This is a genomic window from Selenomonas sp. ND2010, from assembly GCF_000702005.1.
Classification (GTDB): Bacteria; Bacillota; Negativicutes; order Selenomonadales; family Selenomonadaceae; genus Selenomonas_A.
Genome location: NZ_KL370848.1, coordinates 127,950 through 146,738 on the forward strand (window position 1 = coordinate 127,950; position 18,789 = coordinate 146,738).

Consider the following 18,789-nt stretch of genomic DNA (forward strand, 5'->3'; position numbering starts at 1 on the left):
AAAGATAAGTTTACTATTTTGCCGGTAATTTTTCTGCTTCTTTTCTCAATATTTTTCCTATATAATAGAATTTAATCAAAATCACCTTCAGGAGGAACACTAATGCCAAAGAAAGTCTATGCCGTCCGCGCCGGCCGTGTCTGCGGAATCTTTACCACCTGGGAGGAATGCAAGAAACAGGTAGACGGCTACGCCGGCGCCCGCTATAAGGGGTTCACCGATATAGCCGAAGCACTAGCCTGGTTAAACGGCGGTGACCGCCCCGCGCCTCCGCAGCGCCCGAGCGCATCTCCCCGCCGCTCCCCTCATCCCCGCCCGTCATCATCTACCCCCACGCGCCCCGACAGCGAACAGGATTACGTCATCTACACCGATGGCTCCTGTCTCCGAAACCCAGACGGCCCTGGCGGCTGGGCCGCCGTTGTCACCAATGTCCATACCGGTGAAGTCACAGAACTTCATGAGGGAAGCCCCAGTACTACCAACAACCGCATGGAGCTTTCCGCTGCTATCGCTGCCATGTCATTTCCCAAGACACCGGCTAAGATCGCCATCTACACCGACAGTCAATACCTGAAGAACGGCTTCACCAAGGGCTGGTTAAAATCCTGGAAAAGCCGTGGCTGGAAAAAAGCCGACGGCAATCCTGTCTTGAATCAGGACCTCTGGATGCAGCTCGACACCCTTTATCAAAAACATCAAATTACCTTCCACTGGGTCAAAGGCCACGTAGGCATAGACCTCAACGAACGCTGCGACCAGCTGGCCAAAAGCGAAGCCATGAAATATCAATAAGCAAAATAAGCTGTTGCCGACGGATAAAACCGTGCAACAGCTTATTCTCTATCAATCGATTTTCCTAGCATCTTGCAGCTATCATCCCTGCCAGCGTTCGAACAAATTATGTGCAATCCCGAGTTGGTCACAGATCTTACCTACCATCATATCGATGGCATCCTCAAGCGTCTGCGGACGATGGTAAAACCCCGGACAGGCAGGGACAATGCGTGCCCCGGTCTGAGCCAGCTTCAGCAGATTTTCCAGATGAATCGCATGCATCGGGGTTTCGCGCGGGACGATTACCAATTTGCGTCCTTCTTTTAACATCACATCCGCTGCCCGGGTCAGCAAATTATCCGAAATCCCATGCGCAATACTTCCCGCTGTCTTCATCGAGCAGGGCAGGATGACCATCGCATCCGTACGAAACGAACCGCTGGCGATGGCAGCTCCCACGTTATCATTATCATAAAGTTTGTCGACCTGTGCGGAAAACGTCTCTCGGCTGACGCCACATTCATATTCCAGCACATCCCAACCACTGTCCGTAACCACCGCATGGACTTCATGACCAGCCGCCTTAGCCACCGCTATGAGCCGTAAGGCATAGACGCTGCCACTAGCGCCGGTGATACCTACCACAAGTTTCACTTTCTCCCCTTCTTTCATGGAAAAAAGCCTCCCAAAACGGGAGGCTCTTTCTATTTCAAACACTTAAAGCTCTGCTTTTTTAATGACTTCGACGCCACCCATGTACGGTACGAGAACCTTCGGGACGATGACGCTGCCATCTTCCTGCTGATAGTTCTCGAGAATTGCTGCCACCGTACGGCCAACAGCCAAGCCCGAACCATTGAGCGTATGAACGAATTCCGGTTTGCTCTTAGCATCGCGGCGGAACTTGATATTGGCGCGGCGAGCCTGATAGTCCGTGCAGTTGGAGCAGGACGAAATCTCACGATATTTATTCTGCGCGGGGAACCAAACCTCGATATCATAAGTAGTTGCCGACGTGAAACTCATATCGCCCGTGCAAAGTTTAACAACATGATACGGAATTTCGAGCAGCCGCAGAACATCCTCGGCATTGTCTACCATCTTGTCCAGCTCTTCCCAGCTGGTTTCCGGCGTACAGAACTTAATCATCTCAACCTTGTTGAACTGATGCTGGCGGATAAGACCACGCGTATCGCGTCCAGCGCTGCCAGCCTCAGCACGGAAGCAAGCCGTGTAGCAGCTGAAATACTGCGGCAGCATCTTGCCATCGAGAATTTCATCACGATAATAGTTCGTCGTCGGTACTTCTGCCGTCGGAACGAGGTAGTAGTCAAGACCTTCCACCTTGAACATATCCTCAGCGAACTTCGGCAGCTGCCCCGTACCCGTCATGCTGTCTTTGTTCGCCATGTAGGGAGCCAGCATCTCCGTATAACCATGCTTATCCGCATGGAGATCCATCATGAAGTTGATGCAGGCACGTTCCAATCTTGCCCCCATACCTTTGTAGAACGTAAACCGTGCTCCCGTTACCTTGGCAGCGCGATCTGCATCGAGGATATCGAGATCCGTGCCAATATCCCAATGTGCCTTCGGCTCAAAGGAAAACTCACGCGGCGTTCCCCATTTACGAACTTCCGGATTTTCCGTATCGTCCTTGCCAATCGGAACATCTTCACGCGGAATGTTCGGGATGTGCAGCAAAATGTCGCGCAATTTGCCCTCAACCTCTTTGAGCTCTCCATCCAGAGCAGAGATTTTCTGACCGACTTCACGCATCTCTTTGATGCGCTCATCCGCATTCTCCTTGTTCTTCTTCATGACACTGATTTCCTTGGAAACCGCATTGCGCTCACTCTTCAGCGTCTCCGTCTGCTGCAAAAGTTCGCGGCGCTTTTTCTCAAGGCCTTCGAAATCGTCAAGATTCAAGGAATTGTGGCGATTTTTGAGCATCTGACGAACTTCATCTAAATGCTCGCGGACAAATTTCATGTCTAACAAAATTCTCACTCTCCATATCTGAATAATCAACAAGATTATATCCAATTTCCAACGGTTACATCTTTATATTATATCGTTTAACAATTCTACGGTCAATACGCCCGTCTGCCTCACCGAGCTCCATCAAACACTGATTTCAAAATGCTCTTTATCGGCCTCATCTTTTGGCGGCTTACGCACAATCTTCTGGGGCTTAGCCTTGATTTCCGGCGGCATCGCCGCAACTTGTTCCCGATACTGCCGGGCAATCTGCTTCGGTGCTGCCGCTGCTGGAACTTCCGGCGTCAATCGGACGCGGCTGCGGGCTTTGGCCAGCCGTGCCTTTGCCTCAGCCCGCGCTTTACGGACCTCCTCTGCTGCCTCGAAGGCCTCCTGCTCCTCGAGCTGACGGAGAGCCTCATCCGGTGTAAGGCCGCGAAGGTTCAACGAGCGTTCGGACTCATCCGGCTCAATTGCCTGGCGGATATCCGCTGCCGAAAGCTCTCCCTTGCTGCCATTCCGCCGTTTGAGTACGACACGAAACAGCACAAACGCCAACACAAAAACCGAAACAAAGGTAAAAATCCAATACCCTGTGCCATGTCCCGCAAAGGACGTCAATGGCGGCGCTGCCGCCTGCGCAGACTGCGTATTCTGCGCATCCTCTCCCGGCTTGCCATCCTGCAATGCCGCTGCCGCCTGAGGATCTGTCTGCACGACTGTGCTCTGACTCTTCCCTCCATCGGACTGATTCTGCTGATTCTGCTGATTCTGTTTGGCATCCGGCTTTTCCTGCGTGGTTTTCGAAAGCGGTCCATCTCCCTGAGCCACGGCTTGGCGGGCATCAGCCTCCTGCCGCTGCGCATCGGTCTGATTCTTATTCTGCGGCACCGTAGACTGCGTAACACTGCCGCCGCCCTCCAGCGACACTCGCGGCACCGATGGAGGGGTTGGCGGAGTTGGCGCAGTAGGTGGCGTCACTGCCATATATATTGCTCCCTTCCAAACCCTTTTAACTTTATATCCTCATCGTCATTATACCGCCATTATGCTCGTTTTGCCAAAGACAAAATCGTCCATAAACCAAAAATCCGCCAGCTCATTGAGCCAGCGGAATGACGGTTAAAGCAAATGCGCGCGAAGTTCTTCGCCGCTCTGTGCACAAAGATAAGCCGGCGCGATATCAAGAACCGTCTTGCATCCCGTCTGACCTTCCTGAGACAGCCGATAGGCAGCGCGGGCGTAAGCCACCAGCACGCTCGTAGTGAATTCCGGATTGGAATCCAAATCCAATTTGAACTCGATGACATGCTGATTTTCCTGCTTGTGCCCCGTGACCCCCGTACGGATTACCGAGCCACCATGTGGCAGGCCTTGGTGATTTTTCTGGAGTTCTTCTTCGCTGATAAACGTCACCGTCGTATCATAGTCTGCGAAATAGTTTGGCATCGTCTTGATTTCCTTCTCGACATAGGCTGCATCAGCACCGTCCTCCAAGACGACAAAGCACTCACGGGTATGTTTTTGCCGCGTCGTGAGCTCTGGATTCTTGCCGGCGCGGACTGCCGCAATAGCCGACGGAACCGGAACCGTATACTGACGGGCATCCTTTACGCCCTTAATGCGGCGGATTGCATCCGAATGCCCCTGGGAAACGCCACGCCCCCAGAAGGTATAATCCTTGCCGTTAGGCAGGATGGCATTGGCATAGACACGAGCCAGCGAAAACAGTCCCGGATCCCAGCCCACTGAAATAATTCCGATATGCCCGGACTCTTTGGCCGCTTTATCCACCGCTGCATAATGCTCCGGGATGCAGGCATGCGTATCGAAACTATCGATGACATTAAACAGCTTGGCATACTGAGGCCCCTGCACCGGCAAATCTGTAGCACTGCCACCGCAAAGAATCATGACATCGATTTTATCTTTCCAAGCCGAAACATCGTCCACAGCAACAACCGGAACGCCCGCCGTTGCAATACGAACCGTCGACGGATCGCGGCGCGTAAAAACCGCTGCCAATTCCATATCCGGGTTGGCCTCAATCGCGCACTCAACGCCGCGGCCAAGATTACCATAACCAAGGATACCAATACGAATACTCATAGGTTTACCCCTCTCTGTTTCATTCTTTTGCCTGTACACTATGACAAATCACAATCTTTTACGTTATTACTATATCATACCATCGATTTATTGAAAAACATTTTCTCTTCCGCTTGATCCAAACGCCATTGTTGCCAATTTGCCTATGGTCAATTGGTAACAATGGCGTTATAATAGATAGCATTGACTATGTCGATAACCAATATTTTTTGCATAAATGGAGGTCTAATATGATTACACCGGAACTCATTGCCCGTATCAATGAACTTGCCCGCAAAAAGCGTTCCGTCGGACTTTCCGAGGAGGAAACCGCTGAGCAGCAGAAACTCCGCCGCATCTACCTTGATGGCATCCGCGACCAAGTCAAAGGGATGCTCGATAACATCGAAGTCGTCGACGCGCCGGAAAAAGCGCAGCCAAAGGTCACCCGTATCAACGAAGTATCCTTTTCGCTGCGCCGTAAACTTCACTGATGATACACGAAAAGGGACTGCCAGCCCTAAGGCAGCAATCCCTTTTCAAAGCAGGGGTCCGAAATGCCGTACGCTTTTCATGCCTAAAACCTGCGACTAGCAGGTGGGTGCCCTAAGTCTGACTTCAGTCTCCGCCGAGGCGCACATCCATCAGAATCAAATCAAGCTCCCTATAAAAAATGTAGGTTAGACATAATAAAAGCCCGCGTACATCCCAGGCGTGTCCTTCTTTGTATGTATAATAGCATAAAAAAAAACTGCATGCAAGACTTGACAAATAAGAGCTTTTGACCGTTTACGAAAAAATCTGTATATTTGCAGTTTTCTTGTTAAAAAAGATAATTCCTGAGCTTTGCTTGGACTTTCCGAACAAAATCGACTATAATGTATAGATAAGCCTTATATGATTTATCGACAAAATCATCACATGACATAAAGGAGTTTTACTTATGGCAATTACATTCAGCGTAGCCATCAGCTACAACAACACTTTGGGCTGGATTGACTATGATGCCGATGCGCACAAAGCTGAGATTCATCTTGACGATGAAAAAGGCAAAGCGCTGGTGGAGGAATATCTTGGCAAAACCCACGAAATCATGGTTCCCCATAAAACGCTGATGGATTTCACACATGAGACCGTCGATCCGCTGGCCGATGAAGCAAGCTTCAAGCTCGCCATCACGCGCCTCTGGAATGCGACGCAGGTTCATGTCGATTGGAGCCGTCCGGTAGACTACGTAAAAGCTCATCCGCATTATTGAGGACAAAAACAGGCATCACTCACGCGATGCCTGTTTTTTTGTGCCATTCTTTCCTTAACGATGCGCAAACAATTCCCGGACTTCCTCTTCACTGAGCTTAGACAGGAAATTCTCACCCGGCTGTATCATCTGATCGATAAGGGATTTTTTCTTTTCCTGGAGCTCGTAGATTTTTTCTTCTACGGTCCCCTTGGTAATAAATTTCAAAACCTGAACGTTATTCTTTTGCCCTAAGCGATAAGCACGATCCGTCGCCTGATCCTCCACGGCGGGATTCCACCAAGGATCAAAATGGATGACCATATCCGCACCGGTGAGATTCAGCCCCGTGCCGCCAGCCTTGAGGGAAATCAAAAATACAGGCATATTTCCCTCATTAAACAACTTCACCAAGCGAATGCGCTCGAGTGCCGGCGTCGATCCATCAAGATAATAATAGGGAATCCCCAGAACCTTCAAGCGCTGACCGATGTGTTCCAGCATTGTCGTAAACTGGGAAAACACCAAAATCCGATGACCGCCTTCTACCGCTTCGCCTACGACCTCTTCCAGCATATCGAGTTTTCCCGAACCACCTTCATAGCCATCAAGAAACATCGCCGGGTCGCAGGCAATCTGCCGCAGTCTCGTCAAAATAGCCAAAATCTTAATCCGATTATCCCCAAAACCATTCTGCCGCAGTTCCGCCGCAAACTCCCGCTGACTGCGGACAAACCAGGCCTGGTAGACCTTCTCCTGCTTGGGAGTCATCTCGCTTAGCATCTTGCGCTCGACTTTATCCGGCAGCTCCGTTAAAACATCCTTTTTCATACGCCGCAGGATAAACGGCATGACATGGCGCTTGAGATCATTCAGCGACCGCTCATCCTGTTCACGGACAATCGGCGTCTCATACCGATCCTTGAATTTCTTATGGGTAAGCAAATAGCCCGGCATCAAAAAATCAAAAATCGACCAAAGTTCCGTAAGCGTATTCTCAATGGGCGTTCCCGTCAACGCAAAATAACCGCCAGTCTTGATCTTTTTGACGGCCCGGGCATTCTGGGTGGTAGGATTTTTGATATGCTGCGCCTCATCGAGGAAAGTATAACGGAACTTGATTTTCTCATAGAGCTTGATATCCCGCTTCAACATGTTATACGTAGTGACCAGCACATCATAGCCGCTATCGGCACCGGCCAAAATGTTTTCGCGCTGCTCCTTGGTGCCAGCTACAGCTTCCGCCTTCAACGCCGGAGCAAACCGCTGGATTTCATCAAGCCAATTATACATGAGCGAAGTCGGTGCCACGACCAGCGACGGCAACTGCTGCTCAGCCTTTTTCGACAACAGGAACGCAATGACCTGCAGCGTCTTACCCAGTCCCATGTCATCGGCTAGGATTCCCCCCAAATGATAGTCTGCCAGCGTGGATAACCAGTTGAACCCAGTCACCTGATAATCGCGCAGCACCCCCTTGAGGCTTTCCGGCACATCATACTCGGCTTCCTCCGGGCGGCGGATATCCCGCACAATCTTGCGGAACTTACGGCTGCGCTCCAGTCGCAAATTCTCATCTTCCCGCACCAATTCGTCCAAATACATCGCATGGGAAAGCGGCAGTTCCACCGTAGCGCCATCCGTTGCATTCGCCCGGGTAATGCCGACATTTTCCACAAAATCCGCCACAGCCTGCATCTGCTGCTCTTCCAGTGTGACAAAAGTCTTGTCCTTCAACCGATGATACCGTCGTTTGGCACGATAGGAATCCAAAATATCCATGAGCTCAGAAAAATCCAAATCCTTCATATTGAAGGTGACTTCCAGCAAATCCATATCGTTGACACTCACGCCAGCCGATACCTTTGGCATCGGGCGAACGGGCCGCTTTACGAAACTGTCTTCATAGAATACATCGACCCAATCCGGCAGCGTCGGCAACTCTTCGGTCAGGAATTCGTAGCTTTTTTCCTCGTTCCGCTGAACCAACTGGTCCCGTTCCTGAACAAAACCATAATATGCCAGCCGGGTCATGATTTCCTGTTCCCCGCGTGCATCCCGCACCAAACGACGGCCATCGCGAAGTGGCGGCTCCGCCGTCACCAGCGGATTAAACCTGGCGTCGCCATAACAGAGCATCGGACGAACGGCCACACCATCGCCAGCATAGTCCAGGAAAAGCTCTGCCGTCAGCGGCTGAAGCATATACTGTTCCAAAAATTTCGGGTCAACCTCAACCTCTGCCGCTTTTTCCAGCCGTGGCAGCACCTCACTAAAAAAGCGCCCCATCTCCGAACGCGGCACCTCAATCCGCGAAGTCGTCCGGAAGGACTGCCATAAAGGCTTCACCGCCCGGGCAAACTTAGCCGTCACCACATACACATACTGGTTTTGATACAGATACCGGCAATCTTCATCCAACGGCATCAAATCCTCCGTCTCGAGGCTCACCACTCCCCGTCCACTCTTATCACGGATGCTCACGGCCACGGGCGGTTCTGACTGACTTCCCCGGACATCGCCGATTTCCGCACCATTTATGCGCATTTCAAAGGGCGTATCTCCCATAATCGCCAAAAATCTTCCGAGATTATCTGGCGACAGTTTAAACTGCTTCTGCTCAAAAATGTAGCTGTGAAAACCAGAATAGTAGTAGCTCCGATCCGGCCCATGTACCAACACATCCTGCTCGAGCCGATGCGCATCGCCAAGCATTTGATACAATTTTTCCGATACCGGATCGGCCCAACGGATATCCGAAAGGTCCACTTCGGCATTGCGGCCCAGCGGCCAGCTGCTTCCCTTTTCCATTTCACGCAGGAACGTCAGTACATCCCGGATAATATAAAGCCGGTCAATACCAAAGCGAAATTCCAACCAGCAGTGCGTGCTGCCATAGAGATCTTCCACAAAAAGACGCGGAACCAGATAAGCCGTCTGACTGGCGCTCCGATAAGCAGCCTCATCCACCCGATCCGCATCGGCAAAGAAGCGAAACATCCGCCGGCTGCTGACAGAACCGCGCCGCTCCTCCTGATTGCGTACATCGTATGAATCCTTGAGATGTTGAAATATGGCCTGTTTGGAAGTATACGCTTCCTCATCTTCCACCTGGTCGTCCTGAATGGCCTTTAACACCGCCACCACATGCTTGCAGGCACCGAGATACTGTCGGGCTGCCGGACAGTCACAATGGTATTGTTCAATACCGCTCTCATCCTTGGACAACTGAACTTCCACCGCATAGGAAATCGAGCCTTCCACCTGTCCCCGGTAATGATGAGGGCGGACCTGTTCAAGGCTCTTCACCCGGCCCTGGTTGAAATACCGTACCCCACGGCTATAAGCTACATCACTTGTCACCGTGCGAATCATCATATCTTTCAACAAGTCCTGCCACTCCTTTTCTCCTACGTTAAAAAAACCTGAGAATGCTTGAATCCCCTAAGTTTGCTATGCTAAGATAAAACTATCATTTTCTATCGCTAAAATGGGTCATAGCCCATCTTTTCATTCTACTATGGTCCGGCTGAAAAACCAACTAGAAAAGGGAATTTTATGCAGAAAAAAAACAGAGAACCAGCAGACGGCACCCGCATCCTCATCGTCCGCCTCAGTGCGATTGGCGACGTACTGCATGCCACTGCTGTTGTCCACAACCTAAAACGCATCTATCCAAACTGCCATCTCACGTGGCTCGTAAGCCCACCGGCTGACAGCCTGCTACAGAACAATCCCGACATCGACGAACTCTTAGTATGGGACCGCCGCATCATCGATAAGGCCTTTGCCCAAAAGAAATTCGGCACAGTCCTGCATTGCCTGAAAGAAGCCAAAGTCCTGCTCGATGCACATGAATTCGATATTGCTTTGGACATTCAAGGACTCTTTCTCAGCGGTCTTCTGACCCGTCTCAGTGGCGCCCCCCGCCGCATCGGTATCCACGAGCGCCACGAAGGCAATTTCCTCTTCATGAGCGAAATGGCCCCGGACATCGACGAACCGCATAAGATCCGCCGCTATATGACCGCTCTCGAACCATTAGGCATAACCGCTGCGGATTTCCAGCCGGGGCTCATTCTCGCACTTACCGACAGCCAGCGAAAATGGGCCAAGGAATTTTGGCGGGCCCATGGCATCGAAATCGGCAATCCCAGCCGGCCACTTTTACTCATCAACACTCGTACCACTTGGCCGGACAAAAACTGGCCGGCTAAAAATTTTGGTCTGGCACTACGCCAGCTCCCTCCGTCGGTACAGCTTGTCTTTACGGGTGCACCAAACGACATCCCCTATATCGAAGAAGCCCAGCAGCCGCTGGATCGCCCCAGCCTTTCGATTGCCGGCGAAACCAATCTCCGCGAACTTGCCGCGCTTTTTGCCGAGGCCGACTTGCTGCTAACCGGCGACACTGGGCCGCTCTACATCGCCGAAGCGGTTGGACTGACTACGCTTTCCCTCTGGGGACCGACCCATCCAACCATTTACGGACCACTCACGGCCGGTCACCACTTTATCTTAAGCCCGCACAACTGCACCGCCTGTTGCAAAACAAAATGCAGGCATAAAACCAATGCCTGCATGAACGCTATATCACCAACCATCGTCGCCAACGAGCTGATAAATTTGTTGAAATAGCTGCTATTATTCTTTTTCCACTTTCCGTGCCATCGCTTTCGCATTCTCCACTGCCGTTTTCGAGGGATCGAATGCTCGGACAGCCAGGGCCTGCTGATTTTTATCCTCGCAGAGGACCAGCTCCACCCGGCTTCCGACCAGCCGCTTTGCCTGCTGGAACACCAGCCAGAAATCACGGCTCCAGGCAATCATAAGATAGGCATCGGCAAAATCGCTATGCGCTGCGCTTACCAGCTCCGCTACCGATGGTCCGTCATCTTCACTGCCACTTACAATGATGTTAATGCCGGCTTCCTGCATCTCCCGCGCCTGGACTTTATTTTCCGCCACAGCCAGCAGCGCTACGGGAATCAAGGCGCCATGCGGGCTAAGTTCGTGCGTTTCACTCATATTCGTGACGCGAACCTCTTTGATGGACCCCCACCCCACAGACTGCTCAATGACTTTCCCCGGATGGTCTGTATGTAAATGAACGGCGATGCCGCGCCCTTTCTGCTGAACCAGCACAAAACTGGAATACTCGTTCAACTGTTCCTTGAACGCCTGAATATCCACTTTCGGGTTTCCCACGGTAAAGCGCACACAATAGGGACGAACCACATCGTTGCGCGGATCCGGCATACCGGGCTGCTGCGCCTCTAACCCCAAAGACAAACTGACCGCCGGCGAAACGAAATTGCCATCCAGCCCCTTGAGACAGCCTTTCAGGAAAGTGAACATGATACGGGCACCAGCATCTTCGCTGCCGATTTTCTCCAATTCCTTTTCGCCCGTGCCGATAGCTGCTTCCAATATCTCTGAAATAGGCTTATTGTCGCGAACCGCACGATAAGCGCCCTTGGCTACGGCCTTAGCCAAGGTGATAATGGGCCGCTCCTCGCCTCCTGGGATCACGCGTTGCGCATAGAGGATTCCATACTGAAACGCCTTGCCAAACTCAGACGATGTTGCATTATACTTTCCCGACAAGCCCTTCCCCAGGCCGCGGAACATCTGCGCCAATACCACTCCAGCATTCCCGCGGGCACCAAAAATCGCACCAGATGCTACCCGCCGTGCCAAGCCGCCAATGCTGTCATCTTTCACATCCCGCAGCGGCATCACCGCTGCCCCCATTGTCCGCAGCACATGCGTGCCAGGACGATGACCTGCTCCCTTCATCTCATTTATGGTCTCATACTCAAGCAGGAACTCACTATAAGCGCCACTTACCATGCGCTTGAAATCACTACCTGTTATTACTTCTTTATTTCCTGTCATAACAATCACACCCGCTTCTTTTTAGTTTGTATGTCCCGTAAATTTTCTGCTAAAAACAGGATTCCTTTATATACTTCGCGAAATAAGTAAAATAACCTTTTAAATTCTGAAATAACAAGGAGTTTTTTTATGCCTACAATAAAAGAGCCGGCAAAAACAAAAACTGCCACCAAAACGGGGGCACCGGCCAAGAAAACCACCACGCGCAGCAAAACAACCAAAGCAGTTAAAACCGCGAAAGAACCTGCTGCCACCAAAGCGAAGGGCGAGCGCATTTTCTCCCTCGATATTGGTACCCGCAGTGTCATCGGCATTGTAGCTGAGCACGACGAAACCGATGATCAGCTTCACATCATTGCCACCGACCGGCTGGAGCACAAAACCCGTGCCATGCTAGACGGTCAGATTCACGATGTGCCGCAGGTCGCTGCCATCATCGAGAAAGTCAAAGAATCCCTGGAGGCGAAAACCGGTCCTATCAAAAACGCCGCCGTTGCTGCAGCAGGCCGCGCCCTCTACACCATGACCGCTGAAGCCGAAATGGAAGTCAATGGCCTCATCACGCCAGAGCAGCAGCGAAATCTCGATTTTGCCGGTGTACAGGCCGCTCAAGCAGCCCTGACTGACTCGCATACGGTCGATGATCCCACGCGTTACTACTGCGTAGGATACAGCACCATTCGCTATATTCTGGATGACATCCAGCTCAAATCTCTCGTCGGACAGCGAGGCAAAAAGGCAAAAGCCGTCGTCATCGCCACCTTCCTGCCCCGTCAGGTCATCGACTCCATGCAATCCGCACTCCATGCCACGAATCTGGAGATGCGCGCTTTGACGCTGGAGCCGATTGCTGCCATCAATGTGTTGATTCCGCCCACCATGCGCCATCTGAACCTGGTACTGGTCGATATCGGCGCCGGCACCTCCGACGTTGCCATCACCAAAAACGGTTCCGTCATCGCCTATGGTATGGTTCCACTGGCTGGTGATGAAGTCACCGAAGCCATCAGCCAACGCTTCCTGCTGGACTTCAATGTAGCCGAAGATATCAAACGCCGTGCCTCAAACGGCGAGGACGTTTCCTTCACGGATATCCTCGGTATGGAATACAATCTCACCGCAAAGGAGATCATCGATCCGGTATTGCCGAACATCGAAAACCTAGCCGCTGCGATTTCCAAGCAAATTCTCGAACTCAACGGCGATGCTCCTCAGGCTGTCATGCTCGTCGGCGGCGGCTCGCTGACCCCGAACCTGGCTGCCTTCGTTGCGGATGCTCTCGGCATGCCGCAAAACCGCGTCGCGGTTCGCAAGCCAGACAACGTCGATGGCATCACCGACCTGCCGGAGGAACTTCACTCCCCCGACGCCGTCACGCCGCTGGGCATCTTAAAGATTGCCTCCCTTAACACCCTGCATTTCCTCTCGGTCTATGTCAACGACGAAGAATACAGTTTATTCAACTTCCGGGAGCTCACCATCTCCGATGCCCTGCTGAACGCCGGCATCAACATGCGCAAATACAACGGCCATCCAGGACTCGGCCTCATGGTCAGCCTGGGAACTGAAAAGAAATTCTTCCCAGGGACGCTTGGCACCTTTGCCAAAATCCTGCTAGGAGACGAAGAAGCCGACCTGGATACCGTCATCCACGATGGTGCCCATATCACCATTATCCCTGGCGAAAACGGCACCACTCCGACCGTACGCCTTGGCGATCTAGTCACGGCCGGACAGGAATATACGATCTATGTAAACGGCCGTGAAAAACACATCCGCCAGCATGTCACCATCAACGGCAAAGAAGCCTCCGCCGATCAACTGCTGGCCGATGGCGACGTCATCGAAAGCCGCGAATTCAAAAGTCTCGGCGAGGCATTGCTGGCAGCGGGCTATCCGCCCACGGGCCGTAAAATCCATTACAAACTCAACGGCAGCGATTCGAGCTACAGCTGCACGCCGGAAATCCTTTTGAACGATGCGCCGGCCAGCATCTCGATGCCAATCCACGAAGGCGACCATATCGAATACATCGCCGACGAAGAACCAAAACTCGGGGATGTTCTCGATGTCAACGATGCCGATACCTCGATCGTCATCTATTACGAAAACAACGAATATCAAATCCCATCGGCCAGCATCGAGCTCATGGTAAACGGCCGCAAGGCCAGCCCTGGCACGCTGATAGATGACGGTTGCGAAATTACCTATGTGAAATCCGAGCGTACCGCTACCACCGTCAGCGATGCGCTGTTAGCCGTCAACTTCCAGCCGCCTGCTGCCACCAGCCGTATGACCTTCACGATACTCGTCAACGGCTTACCGGTAGACTTCACCGACCCGGTCAAGAACGGCGATATCCTCGAAGTCAAATTGACCTCACTGGACAAGAACAACGAAACGCCAGCAGCACCAGCTGCCAGCACCACCGGTGTACAGACGCTCGCCAACATCAACGCCAGCACCTCTCGCACGAATCTTGGCGGTATTTCTCCGGTCACACCTCGCCCGCAAATGCCAAAATTCACGAATAGCTCTACCCCGGCACCAGCTGCACCAGCTGCACCACAGCGTCGCACGATTGCCGACTTCATCCGCAACGACTGACAGATGCTGAAAATTTTACTTGCATAATAACACGAAAAAGGGTATCATAGTAACATGTGTCAACGCACATTAACCACGTGAAATGAATCCATTCAGCATCAACCCATTGCATGGATTTCACTAACAGGGAATAAGATTCACTCCGGAGGTGAAAATCAACATGGCAGTACCAAAGCGTAAAACTTCCAAAGCTCGTCGCGATCAGCGCCGCGCTAACTGGAAACTTGAAGCACCGGGCTTCGTAGCATGCCCGCAGTGCCACGAACCGAAAATGCCTCATCACGTATGCTCGGAATGCGGCTACTATGATGGCAAAGAGGTCGTTAAAGCAGCAGAATAATGCGATAAATAACAGAGCAGCTGGTCAGCTGCCCTGTTATTTTTTTGCCAGGACAGCTGACATTGACACCATCTCTATTTTATGGTTTAATGAATTATCTTTTATAAGACATTGAAAAGCAAGAAAGGAGTCTCATCTTTGATTATTCGTTCATTCCGCGACATATCCATAGTCCGTTCCGCCCGCCTCGACCAGGGACTAACCTGCCGTCAGCTGGCACTAAAATGCGGGATCAAACCGTCTACACTCTTGGAATTCGAATGCGGTTATCGCCCCATCAGCGTGAACACCTACCGCCTTCTTCTCAACGCATTGAATCTTTAATTCTCTTAGGCTATTCACCGAATCACTGTGGAAGGTCTCCGATGAATGCCATCGTTCATCCATTTCTAGTTGACACTTATTGAATGATTCCAATTATAAATGTACAAAATTCACAGATATTATAAAAAAATTGTACAAGACTACACATACATTCTCCTCTAATTAGTTTATAATAATGTTAAAGATTGATAATCGTCAGTTATCAACTAACCCAGACACGATTTGAGGAGAACTGTTATATGGAAAAATCGCTCAAGGAACTTTGTTACCTCTGCAACAGCATGAACGGATTACAGCAAGAAATCAACGAAATGGAAGATTGCCTGCTGCATTGGGATAAAAAACTAAAAGACTCCCTAGAGCAAATGATGCAAACCCATTGCGTGATGAATATCTACCATCCAAAAGGACAATATAGCAAAAGCCAGCCGATTTAACGGCTGGCTTTTGCTATTAGTTGGTAAGTTAATTGGAAGTAGTGATTTTTCCATTCTTTATCGTAAAGCTTACCATCTTAGACAAGGCACTTTTACCAGTGGGGGTGACAAATTCAAAGAAATATCCGTACATTCCATCCCCCACATCCTCATCGGCAAACCTCGGATTATCCCCTGCTTTAAATGTGTCTACATCCACTTCCTGCGGCTCATTATCATCCCCCGAAAGCATCATACCATAATGAACGGTGGTTATCTGATCATCCTTTTTCAGTTGAATCAGATTACGGCTTCCCATGCCGTTGTTGTCTATCCCTTTACGGGCACCGAGAATATGGTATTTTTCATCACCGTAGTTATAGGCTACCTCCAAATTGCATCTTTCACCATTAAGCTTAATCGGCACCGCATAGAGATTATAGCCATTATCCTCCGCTGTGATTTCCACATAAACAGGATGCCCATTCAGCATCGGCCACTTGCCGAAGAAATTATCCTTGAACACCCCCTTGTCCCAGTCAGCCACAATATTGGTATCACTGCCCAACATTAGAAGAATATCATCTTTTTCCGAAATATAAACCAACTGGCAATGAACACTGGAAAGTATATCCATTTCCCTGTCATTCAAAGTAACAAAGGCATCTCCATTAGAATCAATATCGACAAACTTATCCTCCAGCTTATCCACCGGGAAAAAATTCTGAGCTTGGGCATCGTTTTCATGTATCTTGGGAACGGTAGGAATGTCTTGCGAAATACCTTTGGCCACCAAATCCTTGGCTTCTTGTGAAAACACCCCCGAAATCATATAATGATACAAACATTTCTGCGGCAGTGGCACAGCCTTCTGCTCTAAATATTTTTCCAACACCCTCCAGTCGCCATCATAAGCGTAAAAACCAGAAATGCCTTTTCCCTGACTGCGGTACTTTCCCTGCACTTTATATACCACCGCGTTATCTACGGCGTTCATCAGTCCGCTAGAGGTCAGGGGCAATAATCCGGTAGTCCTGCTGGCCAAATCACCTAAATCCACCATATCCGAATAACCCTGTTCCCTGTTATTGCCGCCATAATTTTCCGCTTTCTGGGCACTGCGGCCAAATTCCGCGAAAAATCCCCCCGAGTTATTCGAAGCCAGCTTCAAGGCCTCTATTCCATAATTTTCGTAAGCCCTCCCCAAGGCCGAAATCTTACTTATGTCAATCACCGACAAGGTAGCCGTATCAGCCGTCCCATACTCTCGGCAGCCTTTCATATAACTATCGCAGATAACCCGTCCTAATTCAGCACCGCTCATATAAGGATTATTGGCTAAAGCGCTAACCCATCTGGTATAATCCCAGCCATTCCCCGGTTCGCTTTCCTCAGAGGCCGTCATATAGCGGGATATTCCTTTCAAAGCATTGGCTGTATCATAACTAGCCATCATGCAGGCATCAAAGCCAATCATTTCAAATGGTGGTTTTGACTCCGAAGTACCATAAACCTGAGTAAAAGCATTGGTAATATCATTCAAACTAAGGGAATTTCCAGTGCGCTCATCCAGGCAAACACCGCCCACACTACCACCACCATGATTCCAAAATACGAAAGCCCGGCGCAAATCAGCATCAGCAAAAGCCTGCTTGCCCACATCCAAAAAATCCTCCAAGGTTTTGGCAGATCCCATATCTGCATCTTCATAGCGACCTATTTCTTTAATTCCATTACTATCATATAGATATAGTCCAAGTTCCCCCGGCTTCATCATGTCATTTTGCCAATTATTAGCTCCACCAGTAAGTATAAACACCTTGACATTTGACGGAAGCTTAACTTTCGTAAGCTCAATTAAATCACTGGTAGCAAAGCCATTTTTCGATTCCAAATCAGAGCCGCAAATATACCAATAAATCAGCCAGTTATTTCCGGCCTGATTGGATGCCTCAGCCTGAGAAAAAACGCTAAGTTTACCACACCATACAAAAACAGCCAAAAGAATCGTTATTGTCAAACAAAATTTCCCCAATATATTTCTTGTCAACCTGTACATTTCTCCCACCCATTCATAAAACTCACGTAAATATCGCACCATTCATGAAAACTGCCATCATCATAAACCATATCAAAAGCGCAATCTGCTCATTAGGAGTATAAACTTATTCGCCATTTTAGGCACCCCTTCCTCCTTAGCAAGGAAAATTCAAAAAGCCACCCTTTTCGTCGAGAGTGGCTTTTTCTTCTTCAACGAACCACCTAAAAACGCGCACAAAAAAAGCCTCGTGAAAACTCACGAGACCAATGCTTTCAATGGCAGAGAGGGTGGGATTCGAACCCACGGTGGCTATTAACCACACTTGATTTCGAGTCAAGCACCTTCGACCACTCGGACACCTCTCCGTGTTCGTTGCGAACAAAAATATTATACCACATGCTATTGGCTATTGTAAAGATATCTCAGGCAATAAAAGGGAATTTATATCGTTAAAAGTTTCTTAAAAATTTTATCGTTTCTTATTGCATATCTTGATTCTTTCCTCTATAATAAACTTGCGGTCCTGCACAGACCGACGACGCTCTATCGGGAGGTTTTGGTTTGAATAAACAAAACTCTGACCGGGCCACCGCTAGCTTCGCTTTATTGGAAGAGGATTTTTTCCTGCTTCAAGCCAAAGCTGAGGATGTCCTTCTTGACGCGGTAGGACTAGGTCAAAAAATGCAGGCAGCTTTTGAACGTCATAGCGACATTATGAGCTCTGCAGTGCTGAGGAAGGCGCTGTGCAGCAAAAAATGAGCTGATGACGCAGAAAGGGGCTGTTGCACGTAATGTGACGTGCAGCAGTCCTTTTTCATGTGCAAAAAAATAATCCCGGGGCTTGAATGCCTCGGGATTAGGTGTAGAATTTAGATATGCAAAAACCAAATTCACAAAAAGATTATACGTCTTTTGAAGGAAGCTATCAAGTATTTCTTCCATTTAATCTTGAATTTCAGATTGGCAAAGATGACCCCGTCCGCCTGCTTCGCCATTGTATTGGGGGTATGGATATTACGGCACTGGAAAAGACCTATCAGCGAATAAATCGAAATTTGGCGTCGCCAAGGCAGATGTTGGC

Annotated in this window: 16 protein-coding genes, 1 tRNA gene, 1 other RNA gene and 1 pseudogene; 10 read left to right on the forward strand and 9 right to left on the reverse strand. The window is 50.0% G+C overall.

The window, feature by feature from the left end; genetic code table 11:
- Positions 1 to 102: 102 nt before the first annotated feature.
- The gene (gene rnhA / locus T504_RS0113410; protein WP_033171559.1) at positions 103 to 795 is read left to right on the forward strand and encodes a ribonuclease HI; all 693 of its coding nucleotides are present in this window, start codon (positions 103 to 105) and stop codon (positions 793 to 795) included.
- An 81-nt stretch (positions 796 to 876) separates the two neighbouring features.
- Here the strand turns inward: rnhA and T504_RS0113415 are convergent, their stop codons facing one another.
- The 4 genes from T504_RS0113415 to T504_RS0113430 form a co-directional block, all read right to left on the reverse strand.
- Complete coding sequence (locus T504_RS0113415) at positions 877 to 1,449, reverse strand: UbiX family flavin prenyltransferase (RefSeq protein ID WP_033171560.1); 573 nt, start codon at positions 1,447 to 1,449, stop codon at positions 877 to 879.
- Positions 1,450 to 1,494: 45 nt separating this feature from the next.
- Positions 1,495 to 2,778: a serine--tRNA ligase gene (gene serS / locus T504_RS0113420; RefSeq protein WP_033171561.1), complete on the reverse strand. Its 1,284-nt coding sequence runs from the start codon at positions 2,776 to 2,778 to the stop codon at positions 1,495 to 1,497.
- 123 nt (positions 2,779 to 2,901) lie between these two features.
- Positions 2,902 to 3,744, reverse strand: a complete 843-nt coding sequence (locus T504_RS0113425) for a hypothetical protein (protein WP_033171562.1) — start codon at positions 3,742 to 3,744, stop codon at positions 2,902 to 2,904.
- A gap of 135 nt (positions 3,745 to 3,879) precedes the next feature.
- Positions 3,880 to 4,866 (reverse strand): diaminopimelate dehydrogenase, encoded by a 987-nt coding sequence (locus tag T504_RS0113430; protein WP_033171563.1) that lies wholly within the window; start codon positions 4,864 to 4,866, stop codon positions 3,880 to 3,882.
- Positions 4,867 to 5,096: 230 nt separating this feature from the next.
- Between T504_RS0113430 and T504_RS0113435 the strand changes: the two genes are divergently transcribed.
- Positions 5,097 to 5,339: a DUF896 domain-containing protein gene (locus T504_RS0113435; protein ID WP_033171564.1), complete on the forward strand. Its 243-nt coding sequence runs from the start codon at positions 5,097 to 5,099 to the stop codon at positions 5,337 to 5,339.
- Positions 5,340 to 5,397: 58 nt separating this feature from the next.
- Here the strand turns inward: T504_RS0113435 and ssrS are convergent.
- Positions 5,398 to 5,557: non-coding RNA, 6S RNA (ssrS, locus tag T504_RS14335), on the reverse strand.
- A gap of 231 nt (positions 5,558 to 5,788) precedes the next feature.
- Between ssrS and T504_RS0113440 the strand changes: the two genes are divergently transcribed.
- A complete protein-coding gene (locus T504_RS0113440) occupies positions 5,789 to 6,103 on the forward strand; it encodes a hypothetical protein (protein ID WP_033171565.1) in 315 nt (104 codons plus the stop codon).
- Between the two features lie 54 nt (positions 6,104 to 6,157).
- Here the strand turns inward: T504_RS0113440 and T504_RS0113445 are convergent, their stop codons facing one another.
- Positions 6,158 to 9,472 carry a DEAD/DEAH box helicase gene (locus T504_RS0113445; protein WP_033171566.1) on the reverse strand — a complete coding sequence of 1,105 codons (3,315 nt, stop codon included), beginning with the start codon at positions 9,470 to 9,472 and terminating at the stop codon, positions 6,158 to 6,160.
- 168 nt (positions 9,473 to 9,640) lie between these two features.
- On the opposite strand from T504_RS0113445, the gene T504_RS0113450 reads away from it, so the two are divergent.
- Complete coding sequence (locus T504_RS0113450) at positions 9,641 to 10,720, forward strand: glycosyltransferase family 9 protein (RefSeq protein ID WP_051635412.1); 1,080 nt, start codon at positions 9,641 to 9,643, stop codon at positions 10,718 to 10,720.
- A gap of 6 nt (positions 10,721 to 10,726) precedes the next feature.
- Here T504_RS0113450 and T504_RS0113455 read toward each other — a convergent pair whose 3' ends face one another.
- Positions 10,727 to 11,980: a DAK2 domain-containing protein gene (locus tag T504_RS0113455; RefSeq protein WP_033171567.1), complete on the reverse strand. Its 1,254-nt coding sequence runs from the start codon at positions 11,978 to 11,980 to the stop codon at positions 10,727 to 10,729.
- A gap of 129 nt (positions 11,981 to 12,109) precedes the next feature.
- Here T504_RS0113455 and T504_RS0113460 point away from each other — a divergent pair, with 129 nt between their 5' ends.
- The 4 genes from T504_RS0113460 (at position 12,110) to T504_RS0113470 (ending at position 15,688) form a co-directional block, all read left to right on the forward strand.
- Entirely contained in the window at positions 12,110 to 14,587 is a 2,478-nt protein-coding gene (locus T504_RS0113460) for a cell division protein FtsA (protein ID WP_033171568.1), read from the forward strand.
- 160 nt (positions 14,588 to 14,747) lie between these two features.
- Positions 14,748 to 14,927 carry a 50S ribosomal protein L32 gene (gene rpmF / locus T504_RS0113465; RefSeq protein ID WP_033171569.1) on the forward strand — a complete coding sequence of 60 codons (180 nt, stop codon included), beginning with the start codon at positions 14,748 to 14,750 and terminating at the stop codon, positions 14,925 to 14,927.
- A 138-nt stretch (positions 14,928 to 15,065) separates the two neighbouring features.
- Positions 15,066 to 15,251 (forward strand): helix-turn-helix domain-containing protein, encoded by a 186-nt coding sequence (locus T504_RS15140; RefSeq protein WP_072022754.1) that lies wholly within the window; start codon positions 15,066 to 15,068, stop codon positions 15,249 to 15,251.
- Positions 15,252 to 15,490: 239 nt separating this feature from the next.
- The gene (locus T504_RS0113470; RefSeq protein WP_033171570.1) at positions 15,491 to 15,688 is read left to right on the forward strand and encodes a hypothetical protein; all 198 of its coding nucleotides are present in this window, start codon (positions 15,491 to 15,493) and stop codon (positions 15,686 to 15,688) included.
- A gap of 28 nt (positions 15,689 to 15,716) precedes the next feature.
- Here T504_RS0113470 and T504_RS0113475 read toward each other — a convergent pair whose 3' ends face one another.
- On the reverse strand, positions 15,717 to 17,687 hold the full coding sequence (locus T504_RS0113475; protein ID WP_231473924.1) for a clostripain-related cysteine peptidase: 1,971 nt from the start codon (positions 17,685 to 17,687) through the stop codon (positions 15,717 to 15,719).
- 297 nt (positions 17,688 to 17,984) lie between these two features.
- Positions 17,985 to 18,073, reverse strand: a tRNA-Ser gene (locus T504_RS0113480).
- A 196-nt stretch (positions 18,074 to 18,269) separates the two neighbouring features.
- Here T504_RS0113480 and T504_RS0113485 point away from each other — a divergent pair.
- A complete protein-coding gene (locus T504_RS0113485; RefSeq protein WP_033171572.1) occupies positions 18,270 to 18,467 on the forward strand; it encodes a hypothetical protein in 198 nt (65 codons plus the stop codon).
- A gap of 116 nt (positions 18,468 to 18,583) precedes the next feature.
- A pseudogene (locus T504_RS14690) lies at positions 18,584 to 18,789 on the forward strand (IS5/IS1182 family transposase); the annotation flags it as partial.